Below are 17722 nucleotides of genomic sequence, written 5' to 3'. Positions count from 1 at the left end.
GAGCAACGCGCGCTCGACCTCGGCATCGCGCTCGCCGGCGGCGCGCACACGCTGCTGCTCGACGAACCGACCGCGGGCATGAACCGCGCGGAGGCGGCGCGCGCGATCGAGCTGATCCGCGACACCACCGCGGGCCGCACGCTGCTGATGGTCGAGCACGACATGGACGCGGTGTTCGCGATCGCGGATCGGATTTCGGTGCTGGTGCAGGGGCGCATCATCGCGAGCGGGTCGCCGGGCGCGATTCGAGCGGACGCGGCGGTGCGGGCCGCGTATCTGGGTGAGCGCGTCGACCCGGGCTCACGCGCTCGGGCCGGTGACGAACCCGGCAACGGGGCAGGCCGATGAGCGCGCTGCTCGACATTCGCGACCTCAACGCGTGGTACGGCGCGAGCCAGGCGCTGCACGGCGTCACGCTGAGCATCGAGCCCGGCGAAGTGATCGCGCTGGTCGGCCGCAATGGCTCGGGCCGCTCGACGCTCGCCCGCGCGATCATGGGCCTCGTGCGCTGCGAGGGCGAACTGCGTTTCGCGGGGCGCTCGGTCGCGGGTCTGCGCACGTTCGAGATCGCGCGGCTCGGGCTCGGCTACGTGGCCGAGCATCGCGACGTGTTCGCCGCGCTGAGTGTGCATGAGAACCTGCTGCTCGGCATTGCGCCGGCTGCCGCATCGCGTGAGCGTGGCAGCGCGCCGCGCTTCACGCTCGACGACGCCTATGCGCTATTCCCGGTGCTCGCCGAGCGCAAGCGCACGCGTGCCGGCGCGCTGTCGGGCGGCGAGCAACAGATGCTCGCGCTCGCGCGGGCGCTGCTCGGCGACCCCGATCTGCTGCTGATCGACGAGCCCGGCGAAGGGCTCGCGAGTCTCGTGATGCAGCAGGTCGCCGATTGTCTGCATGCGCTGCGCGAGCGTGGCGTCGCGATGTTGCTGATCGAACAGAGGCTCGTGATCGCGCAGGACATCGCGAGCCGCGTCGCGGTGATGGGGCACGGGGAGATCGTGTTCGACGGCGCGCTCGCGTCATTTTTGTCGCGTGACGATGTGATGCGCGAGTGGCTCGGCGTGGGTTGACGCGCAGGCTTGCGCGCGCCCGGAGCGGGGCGGGGGCTACGCTTGGGCACGCCAACGCGTCAAGGGTTTTGGATGCTCAAGCATCCTTATTGATGATCCACTCGTGCACCGGATCGTTATGGAAATGCCAGACCCGCTGGCTACCGGCCATCACGTTCAGATAATACGAGTCGTAGCCATACGGCACGATGACCGGGTGATAGCCGCGCGGCACCATCACGACGTCGTGATCCTCGACGGCCATCGATTCGTCGATATCGCGCGAGTCGGTGTACACGCGCTGAAACGCGAAGCCTTGCGGCGGATCGAGCCGGTGGTAATAGGTTTCTTCGAGCGAGCTTTCGTGCGGAATGTTGTCGGTGTCGTGCTTGTGCGGCGGATAGCTCGACGCGTGACCGCCCGGCGTTCTCACTTCGACCACCAGCAACGACTCCGCCGGCTCGGTCTGCGGAAGAATGTCGCACACGTAGCGCGTATTCAGCGACTTGCCGCGCGTCGAGCGCTTCATCGACGCCGGCTCGATCAGCCGCGCCGGATACTCGCCCTTGGCCGGCGCGCTCGCGACACCAATTTCCGCGTCGCGGTTCGCGCGCACCGTCGCGCGCACGTTCGGCGGCAGATACACCGCGTACGGCGCCGCGTCTTCGAACACGCTGTCGCGCGAACCGAGCGAACTCCAAGTCGTATCCGGCGTTTCGACATCGACCGCGCCGCTCAGCACCACGATGCACGATTCGCGCGCCGGTTCGAATACATACACGAGTTCGTTCGCGCCGACCCGGTACGCGGCGAATCCTACATAGCGCCAGCAGGCCGACTGCGGCGTGACGCGCGCGATCGTCTGGCCTTCGCGCTCTGCCTTTACCAATAAGCTCATGCTGCCTCCTTGCCGAGCGGCGCATCGACGAGCGCCCGCAAAGTACCGTACCCCTTCTGCGCATAATCGAACGACGGTGCGACCACGGGGTCCTGCTCCGCCTCGACCACGAGCCAGCCGCAATAACCATGCCGCTTCAGCCGGTCGATCAGCGCCGGAAAATTGACCGCGCCATCGCCGGGCACCGTGAACGCGCCGGCGATCACCGCATCGAGAAAACTCCAGTTGCGATTGTGCGCGAGCTTCATCACGGCGGGGCGCACGTCCTTGCAGTGCACATGACAAACGCGCGCAATGTGCTTGTCGAGCACGGCCACCGGATCACCGCCCGCGAACGTGATGTGCCCGGCGTCGAACAGCAGGCCTACCGCATCGCTGGTGCGCGCCATCAACTGATCGACGTCGGCTGGCGTTTCGACATACGCGCCCATGTGATGATGATAGGCGAGCCGAACGCCACGGCTCAGCGTATAGCGCGCGAATTCATCGACGCGTGCCGCGTAGCCGGCCCATTGCGCGTCGCTGAAAAAGCGCGGCCGTTGATACAGCGGGCGCGGCGCGCCCTGGATCGAATCGGCGACCTCGCCATACACCATCACTGTCGCGCCGTTCTGCGCGAGCAATTCCAGATGCGAGCCGACCGCGTCGATTTCTTCCGCGACGCTGCGTTTGGCCAGTTGTCCCGAGTACCAGCCTGACACGAGCGCGAGGTCGTATTGCGCGAGCAGCGTTTTCAGCGCTTGCGGCTCGCGGGGAAACTTGTTGCCGAGCTCGAAGCCCTGGTAGCCGATCTGGCGGCCCTCGGTCAGCGCGACTTCGAGCGGCGTCTCGCCGCCGAGCGACGGCAGGTCGTCGTTCATCCACGACAGCGGATTGATGCCGATGCGTACGTCGAAAGCAGTCATGCAGAAGTCCTCATGGTTCTCAGTCGTGATCGGCGCCCTGTGGCGGCGAGGGCGGTGCGGAGGGCGCCGCGCGCGCGGCGAGCTGCGCGTCGTACTTCGCGCGGGCGTCGCGTACCTCGGTGCACGTCGATACTTCGGGCACCGCGACTTCCCACCACCAGCCCCCGTCTTCGGTGGTGCGAGCCGGGTCGGTGTCGATGCTGATCACGTACGTGCCGTTGGCCGCGCGTGCGCGTTGCAGTGCCACTTCGAGTTCGGCGAGATTACGCGCATGTTCGGCTTGCGCGCCGAGCGCGCGCGCATGCGCGGCGAAGTCGATGCGCGGCACGCCTTCCGGTCCTTGCGCGCAATCGTCGAGCAGATTGTTGAACGGTGCGCCGCCGCAAGCCTGTTGCAGCCGGTTGATGCAGCCGAAGCCGCGATTGTCGAGCACGACGACGATCAGCTTCGCGCCGAGCATCACCGAGCTCGCGATCTCGCTGTTCATCATCAGATAGCTGCCGTCGCCGAGAATCACGATCACCTCGCGCTCGGGCCGCGCGAGCTTCACGCCGAGGCCGCCCGCAATCTCGTAGCCCATGCACGAATAGCCATATTCGACGTGATACGCGCCGGGCCGGCCCGCGCGCCACAGCTTGTGCAGATCGGCGGGCAGCGTGCCGGCCGCGCAGACGACGATGTCGTCGGTCGGCGAGCGCGTGCTCGAACGCTGCACCGCGCCGATCACATCGCCCTCGTAGGGCAGCACCGCGCCGCGTTGCGGCGCATGCGTGAGCGTTTGCACGGTGTCGCGCCAACTGGCCGCGAGCTTGTGCGCGCGCGCGGTCCACGCGCGCTCGGCGTGCCAGCCTTGCAGCGGCCCGGCGAGCGCATCGAGCGCGAGCTTCACATCGGCTTCGACGACGAAGCCGCGATGCTTGAGCGCGTCGAAGCCATTCGCGTTGATCGCGATCACGTCGGCTTGCGTGAACAGCGTGTTCGAGCCGGTCGTGAAGTCCTGCAGCCGCGTGCCGAGCGCGAGCACGCAGTCGGCGTCATGCGCGAGCGCATTGGCGGCCGGCGAGCCGGTCACGCCGAGCGCGCCCGCATTCAGCGGATCGTTCCACGCGAGCGAGCTTTTGCCCGCCTGGGTTTCCGCGACCGGCACGCCATGCGCGCTCGCGAAGCGGTGCAGCGCATCGGCCGCGCGGCTGTACAGCACGCCGCCGCCCGCGACGATCAGCGGCCGCTTCGCGTGCCGCAAGCGCGCACACGCGGCGTCGAGATCGTCGCTACGCGGTGCGGGCGCATGAGGGCGCACGACGCGCGGCGTGAAAAAGTCCTCCGGAAAGTCCCATGCCTGCGCCTGCACGTCCTGCGGCAACGCGAGCGTGACGGGGCCACACAACGCCGCATCGGTCAGCACGCGGATCGCGCGCGGCAGCGCGCTCAGCAATTGCGCCGGATGCACGATGCGGTCGAAGTAACGCGACAGCGGCTTGAACGCGTCGTTCGCGGATACGCCGCCGTCGTTGAAATCCTCGAGCTGCTGCAACACCGGATCGGGCGCGCGCGACACGAAGATGTCGCCGGGCAGCAGCAGCACCGGCAGACGGTTCACGTGCGCGAGCGCGGCCGCGGTCAGCAGATTCGTCGCACCGGGGCCGATCGACGTCGTCACCGCCATCATGCGGCGGCGAAAGTGGGCCTTCGCGTAGGCGATCGCACTGTGTGCCATCGCCTGCTCGTTATGCGCCCGGAAAGTGGGCAGCGCGTCGCGATGCTGATACAGCGCCTCGCCGATGCCCGCGACGTTGCCGTGGCCGAAGATCGCGAACACGCCGCCAAACAGTGGTTCGACGCTGGCGCCGTCTTCGCTGGCGACGCGTTGCGCGGCGAGGTAGCGCACCAGCGCCTGTGCCATCGTCAGGCGAATCGTGCCGCCGGTGCGGGCGGGCGCTTGCGGCGCGCCGCTGGTGGATGGAGTGTCGTCATGCATGATGCCCTCGTTCATGCGGCTTGCTCCTGATGAGCGTGATGAGGTGTGCCATGCGCCGTCGGTTCGCCGCGCGCATTGCGCCACGCGGCGATCAGCGTTTCGAACGTGTGGCGCACGCGCGCGATCAGTTCGTCATCGCCGATTTCACCGGCGAGCCACGCATGGCTCGGTTCGTGAAAGATCGTGCGGCCGACCGTGAAGCCGCGGCACGTCGCCGCTTGCGCGGCCGCACGAAAGCCTTCGCTCAACTGCTCGACCGCCGCCGACAAGCCGAGCAGCACGACGCCGCGGCAATACGGATCGCGCTCGGCGATCAGCGCGTCGATGGCCTGCCATTGCGCGGCGTCCATCGGTTCGAGCTTCCACCACTCGGGGTAGATGCCGAGGTTGTACAGGCGCTTCAACGCGCGATACACGATGTCCGGCCCCTGCGGCAGCGACGCATGCTTCGGCGGAATCACTTCGAGCAGCAGTTCGTGGCCACTGGCCTGGGTCGCGTCATACAGCGCGCGCAGTTGCGCCTCCTGTTCGAGCCGCTGCTCGATCGGCTCATCGGGGTGAAACTGCACGAGGCATTTGGCGACGTGCTCCTGCGGCCACGCGATCAGCGTGGTGCCGATCGAGCGGCCATGATCGAACACGAGCGGCACGGAATGGGGCAGCTCGACCGGACGGCCGATCCACCAGCCGCGGCCGGTCGCGGCATTCAGCGCGTCCTGACCATAGCGGTCGTCGATCAATACGCCGATGCGTCCCTGCAGGTTCAATGCGCGCTCGGTCTGGGCTACCGCTTCGACGAACAAGCCCTTCAACGAGGCAATGCGCGCTTCGTCGGCGCCGGTCTGCTGCGCGAGTTCGAAGAACGGGTTGCGATGATCGAACGCGAAGCCGAGTACTTCGTGCCACGCTTTGCGCGCCGGCGACACGCGATGCAGTCTTGCGAGCTTCGCATCGCGATCGGGCCGGCGCATGCGCTGCGGATCGGCCTGCGCTTCGCGCAGGAAGTAGTCGAGTTCGGCCGGGGTCGGCATCGCCGGGGCGCAGCCGTGGCGTGATACGACCAGCGCGCCGCTCGCATTCGCGGCGCGCGCGCAGGCCTCGAGCGGCTGATCGCGCAGCCAGCCTGAGAGGAAGCCGGAAGCGAATGCGTCGCCCGCGCCGAGCACGTTCAGCACTTCGACTTCGACGCCGCCATGAATCGGCGCAGCGTCGAGCGATGCAGGCACCTCGCCGTCGATGATCTGACAGCCGAGCGGCCCGCGCTTCAGCACCAGCGTGGCCGGCGTCACGGCGCGCACCATCGCGAGCGCATCGCGCAGGTCGGTCTTGCCGCCGGCGATGCGAAACTCTTCCTCGGTGCCGATCACCAGATCGAACAGCGGCAGTATCCGCTGCAAATGCGTGCTGACACCCTCGCTCGCGACGAAACGCGTCTCGCCGTCGGCCTTGCTCGTCAGTCCCCACAGCACCGGGCGGTAGTCGATGTCGAGCACGGTGCGCACGTCGTTGCGGCGCGCGTATTCGAGCGCGCGGCGGCTCGTGCGATTGACCTGCTCGGTGGAAAAATGCGTGCCGGTGATCAGCAGCGCTTTCGACGACGCGATGAACGCCTCGTCGAAATCGGCCTCGTCGACCGCCATGTCCGCGCAGTTCTCGCGGTAGAAGATCAGCGGGAACGTGTCGCGGTCCTTCAGGCCGAGCAGCACGAGCGCGGTCAGCCGTTCGTGATCGATGCGCACGTGGCTCACGTCGCAGCCTTCCTTCGCGAGCGTCTCGGTCAGGAAGCGTCCCATGTGATCGTTGCCGACGCGCGCGAGCATGGCTGCGTCAAGCCCGAGCCGCGCGCAGCCGAACGCGATGTTCGCCGACGAGCCGCCTAGATACTTCGCGAAGCTCGACACGTCTTCGAGCCGCGCGCCGACCTGTTGCGCATACAGATCGACGGCCAGCCGGCCGAGGCACACGATGTCGCGGGCGCGCCCCGGCGCGAACCGGCTGCTTGCTGCATTACCGCTGGAGGTGCTGGAGTGAGCCATGAATAGTCCTGAGTAACAGTGCGCGGTAAGTGCGCGGTGGCTGGCCGGGCGAAACGCGTCGAGGCCGGACGTGCCGCGCGAATCAGTCAGATCGTCGCGCCTTCGAGTTCGCCGATCATCTTCTGCATCTCGGCGCCGCCGGCCATCATGTCGAGCACTTCATCCTTGCTAATCGTCTGTTTGGTGAAGGTGCCGAGCGAGCGTCCACGATTGAGCAGCGTGAACGAATCGCCGATCGGATACGCGTGGTGCACGTTGTGCGTGATGAAGATCACCGAGATGCCTTTGGCGCGCGCCTTATGGATCAGCTTCAGCACGTTGAAGCTCTGCTTGACGCCGAGTGCGGCGGTCGGTTCGTCGAGAATCAGCACGCGCGCGCCGAAGTGAATCGCACGCGCGATGGCCAGGCATTGGCGCTCGCCGCCCGACATCGTGCCGATCGGCTGATGCGGGTCGCGCACATTGATGCCCATTTCGGCGAGCTTGTCGCGCGCGGTGATTGCGCAGGTTTCGAGGTCCATCACGTTGAGAAACCCGAACAGCTTTCTCTGCGGTTCGCGGCCCATGAAGAAATTGCGCGCGACCGAGAGCAGCGGCACCAGCGCGAGATCCTGATAGACGGTTGCGATGCCGAGATCGAGCGCGTCTTTCGGTGACGTGAAATGCACCGGCTTGCCGTCCACCCGGTAGGTGCCTTTGCTCGGCTGATACACGCCCGCGAGCGTCTTGATCAGCGTCGATTTGCCCGCGCCGTTGTCGCCGAGCAGACAATGCACTTCACCGCGTTTGAGCCGCAGCGTGATGTCGTTCAGCGCGATGATGTTGCCGAAATAGCGGCTGACGTTTTCGAGCGACAGGATGGTGTCGTCGGGGTTCGGTTCGGGGGTGCTCATCGTGAACCTCCGTCTAGCGCGATGCCGCGACGCGGCCGCGTACGTAGTGGTTGAACAGCACGGCGAACAGCAGCATCACGCCGAGAAACACGCGGAACCAGTCGGAATCGACGTTGGTGTACGTGATGCCGATCTGCACGACGCCGAAGATCAGCGCACCGAAGCAGGCGCCGACCACCGAGCCGTAGCCGCCCGTCAGCAGCGTGCCGCCGATCACCGCGGCGATGATCGCCTCGAACTCCGCCTGCAAACCGCGGTCGGCCGCGGCCGAGCCGATATCGCACACCTGTAGCACCGCATACAGGGCCGAGCAGAACGCGGTCAGCACGAACAGCGAGATCTTCACGCGACGCACTGGCACGCCGACATTCTTGGCCGCGTTGGCATCGCCGCCGACCGCGAAAATCCAGTTGCCGAAGCGCGTCTTCGCGAGCGTGAATGCGCAGACCACCGCGAGCACGAACCACCACAGCAGCACCTTGGGAATGCCCGGCACCAGCGGCGCACCGTTGTCGAGCATCTTCACGAGACCGAGGTGGCCAAGCCATACGAACAGACCTCGGAACGCGACGCCCTGGAAGAACGTGTGCGCGAACCAGTCCTGACGCGCGACGTCGCCGACACCGGAGATGATCGTGCGATCGGCGAACATCACCGATAGCGCGAGCGTCAGACCGCGCAGAATGAACAGGAACGCAAGCGTGACGATGAACGACGGCAGACGCGTGCGTATCACCAGATAGCCGTTGAGCGCGCCGAGCAGCATCGAGCCGACGAACGCGAACACGATCGCAAGCCAGATCGGCCAGTGGAAGTACATGGTCGGCAACGCGACCATCATGCCGGCAAAGCCGATCATCGAGCCGATCGACAGATCGAACTCGCCGGCGATCATCAGCAGGCATGCGCCGACCGAGATCAGACCAAGATAGGCGGCGACCTGCGACCAGTTCATCACGCCGTCGAGGTTGAACATCCCCGAGTTGCCGGCGGCCAGGCCGAACACGATGAACACCATCACGGTGCCGGCGAGCGCCGCGAATTCCGGTCGGCCGAGCAGATGGCGGAACCAGGATTCCTCGCGCACGCGTTCGTCGACGGCAGCGGATTGCGAGGCGGTCGTCGCGCCAGACTGCGCAGGGTCCTGCGGATCGGACGGCGGTTGCTTGCGGTGATGGGGATGAAACAGGTCGGCGACACCCATTGAAGCTCTCCTTGATACGCCCGCGACCGGCGAGTCGTCGCAATGCGTTGGGCGTTTGTGAATCCGCCGGGCGGCATGTCCGCTGGGCGGCATATCCGCTTGGCGGCATGTCCGCTGAGCGGGCGAGTGCCGGCAAGACGCAATGCGTCCCACCGGTCACTGCCTTTTTGAACCTTGCCGCTGGCGCGGCGGCCTGATCGCGCGATGCGGTGCCGTGCGCTCAGCGGTACTGACCCGCGTACTTCAGCACCTTGTCGACGTTTTCCTTGGTGATGAAGCCTGGACCCGAGCCGATATTGCGCGGCCCATACGACGGTGCGAGCCCATAGGTCGCGAGGCGCTCCTTGAACTTCGGATTCGCCTGCAGGACCTCGCGGATCTTCACGGGATCGGTGGTGTTGTTCTTCTTCGCGATCGCCAGCACGGCGACCGGGATATAGCCCTGCAAGTACGGTTGCTGGTCGATCGCGAACTGGATCGTGCCGTCCTGGATGCCCTTCGCGATGTCGCTATCGAAGTCGAAGGTCGCGAACCAGATCTTGCCGGCGAGGCCCATCTGCTGCAGCGCCTTCAAGGTCGGGTCGGCCGATAGCGGACCGAGCGTCAGCACCGCCTGGGTATCCGGATGATTGCGCAGGAACGCGCTGACTTTCGACTGCACGCCGGTCGGGTCCTGGCCCACGTCGAGCGTCGAGGTTTTGAAGTTGGCGCCGATCGCTTCGGCGAAACCGCGGCAGCGTTCGAACGAAGCCGGGTTCGTCGCGTAGTGGTTCACGCACAGGAACGACTTGATGCCGGCGGCCTTGGCCTTTTCGCCGGCGGCTTTGCCGGCCGCGAACTCGGGCTGGCCGACGTGCATGATCGCGCCGAGCTTCGCGCTTTGCTCTTCGGTGCCGGAGTTGATCGTGACGAGCGGAATATGTTTCTCGGTGACCTTCCCGATCGAGCTCTTCAGCACGTCGAAGTCGGCGATCGATACGATCACGCCGTCATAGTTGCGTGCGGCCGCCTGTTCGACGAGACGCGCCATGTCGGCGATGTCGCCGTTCGGCGGGTTGCGGTAGTCGGTCTGAACGTTGAAGTCCTCGTCCGCCTGCTTGATCGCGTTCTTGATCGTGTTCCACCACGAGTCCGAATCCGGCGCGTGGCTGATCAGCACGAAGTGGGCGTCCGCCGCGCGGGCGGCCGAGGCCGCGCCGAATCCCGTCGCCAACGTCAACGCCGTCACCAGAATCCTGAGCGTTGCCTTGCCTCTGCAAAGTCTCATTGTCTCCACCTTTCTCGGTCTGTCGTTCGTTATTGAGGGAGCGCCTGGCGGGTGGCTTGCCATTCCGATGACCCACACAACGAGGCCGAAGCGCCATCGCTCACGACCAAGAGTAGGTCATCTTCCGAGGCCTTGCAAAGAAAATTTCATGACAAATAAAAATGGAAAATACGTTCCATTTGATGGGGCGCCCGCCTATACTCGGCAACGTCGGATGCGCGTTGCGGCGGGCCGCGGGCGCGTCTGTCGCATTGCAGGAAACCCCGAGAGGCAGTCATGGCGGAACAGATCACCGAAGAAGCGTTGCCGAGCGTCGACGAATTGATGCAGCGCATCGCGGATACCTACGAGTCGCTGCCTCGGCAGTTGAAGAGCGTGGCGTCATATATCGAGCAGCATCGCTCGAGCGTGATGATGGATCGCACCAGCGATATCGCCGCGAGCTGCGGTGTGCACCCGTCGGCGGTCGTGCGCTTTGCGCAGCGGTTCGGCTTTTCCGGGTTTTCCGATTTGCAGGCGGTGTTTCGTCAGGCGTATACGGGGCAGGGCGTGTCGTCGTCGAGCTATCAGCAGCGCATCCGCAAGCTGATCGACGAGAAGCCCGGCACGCTGTCGGGTGGCGCGGTCGCGCGCGAGTTCATCGCCGCGTCGCGCGGCGGCCTCGAAGAACTCGAGGCGGGTCTCGACGACAAGCAGTTCGACGCCGCCGTGAAGATGCTGCAGCAGGCCGACAACATCTACGTGATCGGCGTGCGGCGCTCGTTTCCGGTCGCGAGCTACATCGTCTATGCGTTGCAGCACACGCACAAGCGCGTGCATCTGGTGTCCGGCTTCGGCGGCATGTATCGCGAGCAGATCCGCAGCGTCAGGAAGGGCGACGTGGTGATTGCGATCAGCTTCGCGCCGTACGGCAAGGAGACGCAGTACTGTCTGCGCGTCGCGCATCATCATCAGGCGAAGACGCTCGTCATCACGGATAGCCAGCTATCGCCGCTCGCGCGCTACGCGAGCACGCAACTCTACGTGAAAGAGGGCAGCGCGTTCGCGTTCCGCTCGCTGACCAGCACGATCTGCCTGTGCCAGGCGCTGTTCATCGCGCTCGCGTACAAGCTCGAACTGAACGTTGAAGAATCCAACGACACTGGAGGCTACGATGACTGACGCGGTAAGCACGATCGACGTCGCGGTATTCGGCGCGGGACGCATCGGCAAGATCCATGCGGCGAATCTCGCGCGGCAGCCCGGCGTGCGGCTCAAATACGTGGTCGACGTGAATCGCGACGCGGCCGCCGCGCTCGCCGCCCAGCATGGCGCGCAGGTCGCGGATATCGACGGCGCGATCGGCGACGCGTCGATCGGCGCGACCGTGATCTGTTCGAGCACCGACACGCATGCGGACCTGATCGTCAAATCGGCCGCGCAGAACAAGCACGTGTTCTGCGAGAAGCCGGTCGATCTGACGCTGGAGCGCGCGCGGATGTGCGCGCAAGCCGTGGAGCGCGCGGGTATCGTGTGCATGATCGGGTTTCAGCGGCGCTTCGATCCGACGTTTGCCGCATTGAAAGCGCGTCTGGACGCAGGCGAGATCGGCACGCCGGAAATGCTGGTCGTGACGAGCCGCGACCCTGGCGCGCCGCCGGTCGACTACATCCGGCGCTCCGGCGGCATCTTCAAGGACATGCTGATTCACGACTTCGACATCTGCCGGTGGATTCTCGACGACGAAGCCGACACGCTGCACGCCACCGGCAGTTGCCTCACCGACCCCGCGATCGCCGACGCGGGCGACGTCGATTCGACCGCGGTGACGATCCGCACGAGGCGCGGCCGCCTGTGCCAGATCAACACCACGCGGCGCGCCGCGTACGGCTACGACCAGCGCTTCGAAGTGCTCGGCAGCACCGGCATGCTGCAAGCGGGCAACATCCGGCCGACCGAAGTCACCGCGTACGCGAAGACGAAAGTATCGACCGACGTGCCCGAGGCGTTCTTTCTCGAACGCTACCGCGCGGCCTACGCGCTAGAAATCGCGCATTTCTTCGACGCGGTCACGCACGGCAAACCGGTGCGCACGACCGTCGCCGATGGCCTGAAAGCGCTCGAACTCGCGGAAGCCGCGACGCGTTCATGGCGCGAGGGCCGTGCGGTCAAACTCGGCGAGGCCGCGTGATGAAACCCGCCACGGAGCGCCTGCGGATCGGCGTGGTCGGCCTTGGGCGGCTTGGCAAGCGGCATGCGGAGAATCTCGCGTATCGCGTGCCGGGCGCGACGCTCGCGGCCGCGTGCAGTCCGCTCGAAGAGGAACTCGCGTGGGCGCGCGATGCGCTACCCGAGCCGCGTCTTTACGCCGATTACGCGGACCTGCTCGCCGATCCGCAGCTCGATGCGGTATGGCTCGTCACGCCGTCGTCGCTGCATGCGCAGCAGATCGTCGACGCGTTACGCGCCGGCAAGCACGTGTTCTGCGAAAAACCGCTGTCGCTCGATGTCGCCGAATGCGAGCGCGTGCTGGCCGAAGCGGCGCGCTATCCGCATCTGCAAGCGACGATCGGCTTCATGCGCCGCTTCGATCCGAGCTACCGTGACGCGTTCGACAAAATCGCCGCCGGCCAGATCGGCCGGCCGTTCCTCGTGCGCTCGCAGACCACCGATAAAAACGACAACGACGGCTTCTTCGTGCGCTTCGCGGCGAGCTCGGGCGGCATCTTTCTCGACTGCACGGTGCACGACATCGACGTCGCCCGCTGGCTGCTCGGCAAGCCGCGCGCGACACGCGTGTTCGCGGCGGGCACGATCGCGCTGCACGAGGGTCTGCGCGAATTCGGCGACGTCGACAACGGCGTGGCGATCTGCGAATTCGAGGGCGGCAAGCTCGCGATGTTCTACGCGTCGCGCACGCAGGCGCACGGCAACGATACGCATAGCGAAGTCATCGGTACGGCAGGCGCGCTGACGATCGGCCGCAATCCGCGCGCGAACCGCGTCGAGATCTACGACTCGACCGGTATTCGCAACGAGTGCACGCCGAATTTTTTCGACCGCTTCGAGGACGCGTTTCTGCACGAGGCACGCGCATTCGTCGCATCGGTGCAAAAAGGGCCGGGGAAGGGCGATGCGGAACAGAGCGGCGCGACGCTCGCCGATGCGCTCGAAGCGACGCGTATCGGCGCCGCGCTGCGCGAGTCGCTGCAAAGCGGCAGGGCGGTGACGCTGTAGCGGTGCGCTGTCCGGCGCCGCCGCGCCGCCTGCTGTAAAATTTGACCCTCTGTCCGGCGTCGTTAGCGACGCCTCGTCCCGAAGGTCATCGTCGATGCAAATTCAGATTCACAAGGAAGTCGATGCGCGCGGGCTCATGTGCCCGCTGCCCATCCTGCGCGCCAAAAAAGCGCTCGCCGACATGGAAAGCGGCCAGATTCTCAAGGTGCTCGCCACCGATCCCGGCTCGCAGCGCGATTTCGCCGCGTTCGCGAAGCAGACCGGCAACGAGATCGTCGAAAGCTCGGCGCATGACAAGGTGTTTACGTTTCTGATGCGGCGCCGTTGAGCAGCATTCAGTAAATCTGTCCGTCCGATGTAAAAAAGAAGGCGCTGTCCCCATTATTCGGGGTACAGCGCCTTCTTCGTTTCGTCCTGACCTTGGCGTCAGCCTTCGAGGACCGGCGAGCGGGTACGCAGATATTCTTCGAAATCGGACGCCACTTCCGGGTGACGCAGTGCGAACTCGACGGTCGCCTTCAGGTAGCCGAGCTTGCTGCCGCAGTCGAAACGCGTGCCGTGATACTTGTACGCGAGCACCTGTTCATCGGCGAGCAGCGACTGGATCGCGTCCGTCAGTTGCAATTCACCGCCCGCGCCCGGTTTGATCGAGCGCAGATGATCGAAGATGCGCGGCTTCAGCACATATCGGCCGACCACGCCGAGGTTCGACGGCGCCACGCTCGGCTCCGGCTTTTCGATGATGCCCGACATCTTGATGATCGAATCTTCCCATTCCTTGCCATCGACGATGCCGTACGACTTCGTGTCTTCCGGGGGGATCTCTTCGACGCCGATCACCGAGCTGTGATAGTGATCGAACACCTCGATCATCTGCGTCATCACGGGCGGCGTGCCGTACAACAGGTCGTCCGCGAGAATCACGGCAAACGGGTTGTCGCCGACCAGCTTCTCGGCGCACAGCACCGCGTGGCCGAGGCCTAGCGCTTCGGCCTGGCGCACGTAGAAGCAGTCGACGTGGCTCGGCTTGATGCTACGCACGAGTTCGAGCAGCTTGTCCTTGCCGCGTGCTTCGAGTTCGGCCTCGATCTCATAGGACTTGTCGAAATGGTCTTCGATCGCGCGCTTGCTGCGGCCCGTGACGAAGATCATTTCGGTGATGCCGGCCGCCATGGCCTCCTCGACCGCGTACTGAATCAGCGGCTTGTCGACGATCGGCAACATCTCCTTCGGGCTAGCCTTCGTGGCGGGGAGGAAGCGGGTGCCAAGACCTGCGACCGGAAAAACCGCCTTCGTAACTTTTAGCATGTGAATACCCTGAGTCCTCTGGTTAAATCCATGCCCGCCGTTGAGGACGGCGGGCGCGTCGATCAGGCCGGCAAGCGAGCCAGCTGGGCCTTCAGCTTGCCGACGGTGGCTTCGAAATCGGCCAGCCGCTTCTGCTCCTGTTCCACGACCGCGGCCGGCGCCTTCGCGACGAAGGCCTGATTCTGCAGCTTACCGTTGCATTTCACGATTTCGGCGCTCAACCGGGTGATCTCTTTCGACAGGCGTTCGCGTTCGACCGCCGCATCGATTTCGACCTTCAAAACGAGCTTGTCCGTTCCTACGATAGCAATCGGCGCGCCATCCGCCTGGGCATCGAGCGCCGCCTCGTCGGCAATGATCTGCACCTCGGACAGACGCGCAAGCGCCTGAGCATAAGGCGCGAACGTACGAAGACGCTGCGCGTTGCCGGTGGCGAGCAACGGCACCTTCACCGCCGGCGACAAGTTCATTTCGCCGCGCAGATTGCGGCATGCATCGATCACCGCTTTGAGGTCGTTCGCCCACTGCTCGGCGTCTTCGTCGAGCTTCGACGGCTCCGCGATGGGGTACTGCTGCACCATGATGGACGCCTCGCCCTCGGCCTTGCCTTCCGGGTAGCATCCCGCGAGCGGCGCCACTTTCTGCCACAGCGCTTCGGTGATGAACGGGATCACCGGATGCGCGAGGCGCAGCACCGTTTCGAGCACACGCAAAAGCGTGCGACGCGTGGCTCGCTGCTGGTTCGGCTGCCCCGTCTGGATCTGCACCTTGGCGAGCTCGACGTACCAGTCACAATATTCGTCCCAGACGAACTTGTATATGGCGTTGGCCACATTATCAAAACGATAGTCCGAAAAGCCCTTGGCGACTTCCGCTTCCACGCGCTGCAGCTGCGACACGATCCAGCGGTCGGCCTGCGAGAAATGCAGATGGCCTTCTGGCCCGCATTCGCCACATTGCGCCGGTTGGCCGAAACCGCAGTCATGGCCTTCGCAGTTCATCAGCACGAAGCGCGTGGCGTTCCACAGCTTGTTGCAGAAGTTGCGATAGCCTTCACAGCGGGCGAGGTCGAAATTGACGTTGCGGCCGAGCGTGGCCATCGACGCCATCGTGAAGCGCAGCGCGTCGGTGCCGAACGCCGGAATACCGTCCGGAAACTCCTTGCGGGTCTTCTTCTCGATCGACGCGGCCTGCTTCGGGTTCATCAGGCCGGTGGTGCGTTTCGCGACGAGCGCGTCGAGGTCGATGCCATCGACGATATCGATCGGGTCGAGCGTGTTGCCCTTGCTCTTGGACATCTTCTGGCCTTCGGCGTCGCGCACGAGGCCGTGCACGTAGACCGTGTCGAACGGCACTTTGCCGGTGAAGTGCGTGGTCATCATGACCATGCGCGCGACCCAGAAGAAGATGATGTCGAAGCCGGTGACGAGCACCGACGACGGCATGAAGTGCTTCAGTTCTTCCGTTTCGTTCGGCCAGCCGAGCGACGAGAACGGCACCAGAGCCGACGAGAACCACGTGTCGAGCACGTCTTCGTCGCGTTTCAGCGCGCCCGTGTAGCCGGCCGCGACGGCCTTCGCGCGCGCGTCCTCTTCAGTCTTGGCGACGAACACTTCGCCGTTCTCGCCGTACCACGCCGGAATCTGATGACCCCACCACAACTGACGCGAAATGCACCAGTCCTGGATGTTTTCGAGCCACTGGTAGTACGTGGTGGTCCAGTTTTCCGGCACGAATTTGATCTGGCCGTTACGCACGACGTCGAGCGCGGTTTCGGCGATCGACTTGCCCGGATTGAACGTGCCTTCGGGCGCCGGCTTGCTCATCGCGACGAACCACTGGTCGGTCAGCATCGGCTCGATCACGACGCCGGTGCGGTCGCCGCGCGGCACCATCAGCTTGTGCGGCTTGACCGATTCGAGCGCGCCCAGCGCTTCGAGATCGGTGACCACCAGCTTGCGGGCTTCGAAACGGTCGAGGCCGCGGTATTTTTCGGGCGCGTTGTCGTTGATTCTCGCGTCGAGCGTGAGGATTTCGATCTGCGGCAGCTTGTGGCGCAGGCCGACCTGATAGTCGTTGAAATCGTGCGCGGGCGTGACCTTGACGACGCCGGTGCCGAATTCGCGGTCGACGTAATCGTCGGCGATGATCGGCACTTCGCGGTTCGACAGCGGCAGTGTGACGGTCTTGCCGATCAGGTGCGCGTAGCGCTCGTCTTCCGGGTGCACCATCACGGCGGTGTCGCCGAGCATGGTTTCCGGGCGGGTGGTGGCGACGGTCAGATGGCCCGAGCCGTCGGTCAACGGATAGTGGATGTGCCACAGGTGGCCGTTCTCTTCTTCGCTGACCACTTCGAGGTCGGACACGGCGGTGAGCAGCACCGGGTCCCAGTTCACGAGGCGCTTGCCGCGATAGATCAGCCCCTGTTCATACAGACGCACGAACACGTCGCGCACGGCGGCCGACATCTTGTCGTCCATCGTGAAGTATTCGCGCGACCAGTCGATCGACGCACCGAGACGACGCACCTGATTCGTGATGGTCGAGCCGGACTGCTGCTTCCACTCCCACACGCGTTCGACGAATTTTTCGCGGCCGAGGTCGTGGCGCGAGACGCCCTGCGCGTCGAGCTGACGTTCGACGACGATCTGCGTGGCGATGCCCGCGTGGTCGGTACCCGGCACCCACAGCGTGTTTTCGCCGAGCATGCGGTGATAGCGGGTGAGACCGTCCATGATGGTCTGGTTGAACGCGTGGCCCATGTGCAGCGTGCCCGTGACGTTCGGCGGCGGCAGCTGGATCGAGAAATCCTTGCGGTTCGGGTCGAAGGAGGGCGCGGCGTAGGCGCGCTTTTCCCATTCAGGGCCCCAGTGGGCTTCGATGGTGTGGGGTTCGAAGCTTTTTGCAAGCGTCGAGGTCGGGTCGCTCGGGGTGTCGCTCATGTTTCTGGTTAAAAGCAGGATTTTGG

General features: G+C 65.1%; 14 protein-coding genes and 1 pseudogene. 6 read left to right on the top strand and 9 right to left on the bottom strand.

Features of this window, described 5'->3' with window-relative positions:
• A pseudogene (locus AB3X89_RS34155) lies at positions 1–348 on the top strand (ABC transporter ATP-binding protein); the annotation flags it as partial.
• Positions 345–1070, top strand: coding sequence for an ABC transporter ATP-binding protein (locus AB3X89_RS34150; protein ID WP_368587201.1), 726 nt, complete (start codon positions 345–347; stop codon positions 1068–1070). The pseudogene AB3X89_RS34155 and the gene AB3X89_RS34150, both read left to right, overlap by 4 nt.
• Before the next feature lie 76 nt (positions 1071–1146).
• Here the strand turns inward: AB3X89_RS34150 and iolB are convergent, their stop codons facing one another.
• The 7 genes from iolB to AB3X89_RS34115 all read right to left on the bottom strand — a co-directional run bounded on the left by iolB (position 1147) and on the right by AB3X89_RS34115 (position 10230).
• Positions 1147–1947 (bottom strand): 5-deoxy-glucuronate isomerase, encoded by an 801-nt coding sequence (gene iolB, locus AB3X89_RS34145; RefSeq protein ID WP_368587200.1) that lies wholly within the window; start codon positions 1945–1947, stop codon positions 1147–1149.
• Positions 1944–2852, bottom strand: coding sequence for a myo-inosose-2 dehydratase (iolE, locus tag AB3X89_RS34140; protein WP_368587199.1), 909 nt, complete (start codon positions 2850–2852; stop codon positions 1944–1946). The genes iolB and iolE overlap by 4 nt, the downstream gene beginning before the upstream one ends.
• A 19-nt stretch (positions 2853–2871) precedes the next feature.
• Complete coding sequence (gene iolD, locus AB3X89_RS34135) at positions 2872–4845, bottom strand: 3D-(3,5/4)-trihydroxycyclohexane-1,2-dione acylhydrolase (decyclizing) (RefSeq protein WP_368587198.1); 1974 nt, start codon at positions 4843–4845, stop codon at positions 2872–2874.
• The gene (gene iolC, locus AB3X89_RS34130; protein WP_368587197.1) at positions 4842–6866 is read right to left on the bottom strand and encodes a 5-dehydro-2-deoxygluconokinase; all 2025 of its coding nucleotides are present in this window, start codon (positions 6864–6866) and stop codon (positions 4842–4844) included. The genes iolD and iolC overlap by 4 nt, the downstream gene beginning before the upstream one ends.
• A gap of 86 nt (positions 6867–6952) precedes the next feature.
• Positions 6953–7759: an ATP-binding cassette domain-containing protein gene (locus tag AB3X89_RS34125; protein ID WP_368587196.1), complete on the bottom strand. Its 807-nt coding sequence runs from the start codon at positions 7757–7759 to the stop codon at positions 6953–6955.
• A gap of 13 nt (positions 7760–7772) precedes the next feature.
• Positions 7773–8963, bottom strand: a complete 1191-nt coding sequence (locus tag AB3X89_RS34120) for an ABC transporter permease (RefSeq protein WP_368587195.1) — start codon at positions 8961–8963, stop codon at positions 7773–7775.
• Positions 8964–9183: 220 nt separating this feature from the next.
• Positions 9184–10230, bottom strand: a complete 1047-nt coding sequence (locus AB3X89_RS34115; protein ID WP_368587194.1) for a sugar ABC transporter substrate-binding protein — start codon at positions 10228–10230, stop codon at positions 9184–9186.
• A gap of 276 nt (positions 10231–10506) precedes the next feature.
• Here AB3X89_RS34115 and AB3X89_RS34110 point away from each other — a divergent pair, with 276 nt between their 5' ends.
• The 4 genes from AB3X89_RS34110 to AB3X89_RS34095 all read left to right on the top strand — a co-directional run bounded on the left by AB3X89_RS34110 (position 10507) and on the right by AB3X89_RS34095 (position 13774).
• Entirely contained in the window at positions 10507–11391 is an 885-nt protein-coding gene (locus AB3X89_RS34110) for a MurR/RpiR family transcriptional regulator (protein ID WP_368587193.1), read from the top strand.
• On the top strand, positions 11384–12400 hold the full coding sequence (iolG, locus tag AB3X89_RS34105; RefSeq protein ID WP_368587192.1) for an inositol 2-dehydrogenase: 1017 nt from the start codon (positions 11384–11386) through the stop codon (positions 12398–12400). Before AB3X89_RS34110 ends, iolG begins: the two co-directional genes overlap by 8 nt.
• Positions 12400–13446, top strand: a complete 1047-nt coding sequence (locus AB3X89_RS34100) for a Gfo/Idh/MocA family oxidoreductase (protein WP_368587191.1) — start codon at positions 12400–12402, stop codon at positions 13444–13446. Before iolG ends, AB3X89_RS34100 begins: the two co-directional genes overlap by 1 nt.
• 100 nt (positions 13447–13546) lie before the next feature.
• The gene (locus AB3X89_RS34095; RefSeq protein ID WP_026225937.1) at positions 13547–13774 is read left to right on the top strand and encodes a sulfurtransferase TusA family protein; all 228 of its coding nucleotides are present in this window, start codon (positions 13547–13549) and stop codon (positions 13772–13774) included.
• Between the two features lie 98 nt (positions 13775–13872).
• On the opposite strand, the gene galU is transcribed toward AB3X89_RS34095, so the two are convergent.
• The gene (gene galU / locus AB3X89_RS34090) at positions 13873–14754 is read right to left on the bottom strand and encodes a UTP--glucose-1-phosphate uridylyltransferase GalU (protein ID WP_368587190.1); all 882 of its coding nucleotides are present in this window, start codon (positions 14752–14754) and stop codon (positions 13873–13875) included.
• Positions 14755–14816: 62 nt separating this feature from the next.
• Positions 14817–17696, bottom strand: coding sequence for a valine--tRNA ligase (locus AB3X89_RS34085; RefSeq protein ID WP_368587189.1), 2880 nt, complete (start codon positions 17694–17696; stop codon positions 14817–14819).
• Positions 17697–17722: the final 26 nt, after the last annotated feature.

Origin of the sequence: Paraburkholderia sp. BR14320 (genome assembly GCF_040948665.1) — a bacterium.
Classification (GTDB): Bacteria; Pseudomonadota; Gammaproteobacteria; order Burkholderiales; family Burkholderiaceae; genus Paraburkholderia; species Paraburkholderia youngii.
This window is presented reverse-complemented; position numbering and strand designations above follow the sequence as displayed.

Excerpts from the sequence above, each read along its gene's own strand:
- AB3X89_RS34150 (WP_368587201.1), top strand. The coding sequence starts at position 345 with ATGAGCGCGCTGCTCGACATTCGCGACCTCAACGCGTGGTACGGCGCG.
- iolB (WP_368587200.1), bottom strand. The coding sequence starts at position 1,947 with ATGAGCTTATTGGTAAAGGCAGAGCGCGAAGGCCAGACGATCGCGCGC.
- iolE (WP_368587199.1), bottom strand. The coding sequence starts at position 2,852 with ATGACTGCTTTCGACGTACGCATCGGCATCAATCCGCTGTCGTGGATG.
- iolD (WP_368587198.1), bottom strand. The coding sequence starts at position 4,845 with ATGAACGAGGGCATCATGCATGACGACACTCCATCCACCAGCGGCGCG.
- iolC (WP_368587197.1), bottom strand. The coding sequence starts at position 6,866 with ATGGCTCACTCCAGCACCTCCAGCGGTAATGCAGCAAGCAGCCGGTTC.
- AB3X89_RS34125 (WP_368587196.1), bottom strand. The coding sequence starts at position 7,759 with ATGAGCACCCCCGAACCGAACCCCGACGACACCATCCTGTCGCTCGAA.
- AB3X89_RS34120 (WP_368587195.1), bottom strand. The coding sequence starts at position 8,963 with ATGGGTGTCGCCGACCTGTTTCATCCCCATCACCGCAAGCAACCGCCG.
- AB3X89_RS34115 (WP_368587194.1), bottom strand. The coding sequence starts at position 10,230 with ATGAGACTTTGCAGAGGCAAGGCAACGCTCAGGATTCTGGTGACGGCG.
- AB3X89_RS34110 (WP_368587193.1), top strand. The coding sequence starts at position 10,507 with ATGGCGGAACAGATCACCGAAGAAGCGTTGCCGAGCGTCGACGAATTG.
- iolG (WP_368587192.1), top strand. The coding sequence starts at position 11,384 with ATGACTGACGCGGTAAGCACGATCGACGTCGCGGTATTCGGCGCGGGA.
- AB3X89_RS34100 (WP_368587191.1), top strand. The coding sequence starts at position 12,400 with ATGAAACCCGCCACGGAGCGCCTGCGGATCGGCGTGGTCGGCCTTGGG.
- galU (WP_368587190.1), bottom strand. The coding sequence starts at position 14,754 with ATGCTAAAAGTTACGAAGGCGGTTTTTCCGGTCGCAGGTCTTGGCACC.
- AB3X89_RS34085 (WP_368587189.1), bottom strand. The coding sequence starts at position 17,696 with ATGAGCGACACCCCGAGCGACCCGACCTCGACGCTTGCAAAAAGCTTC.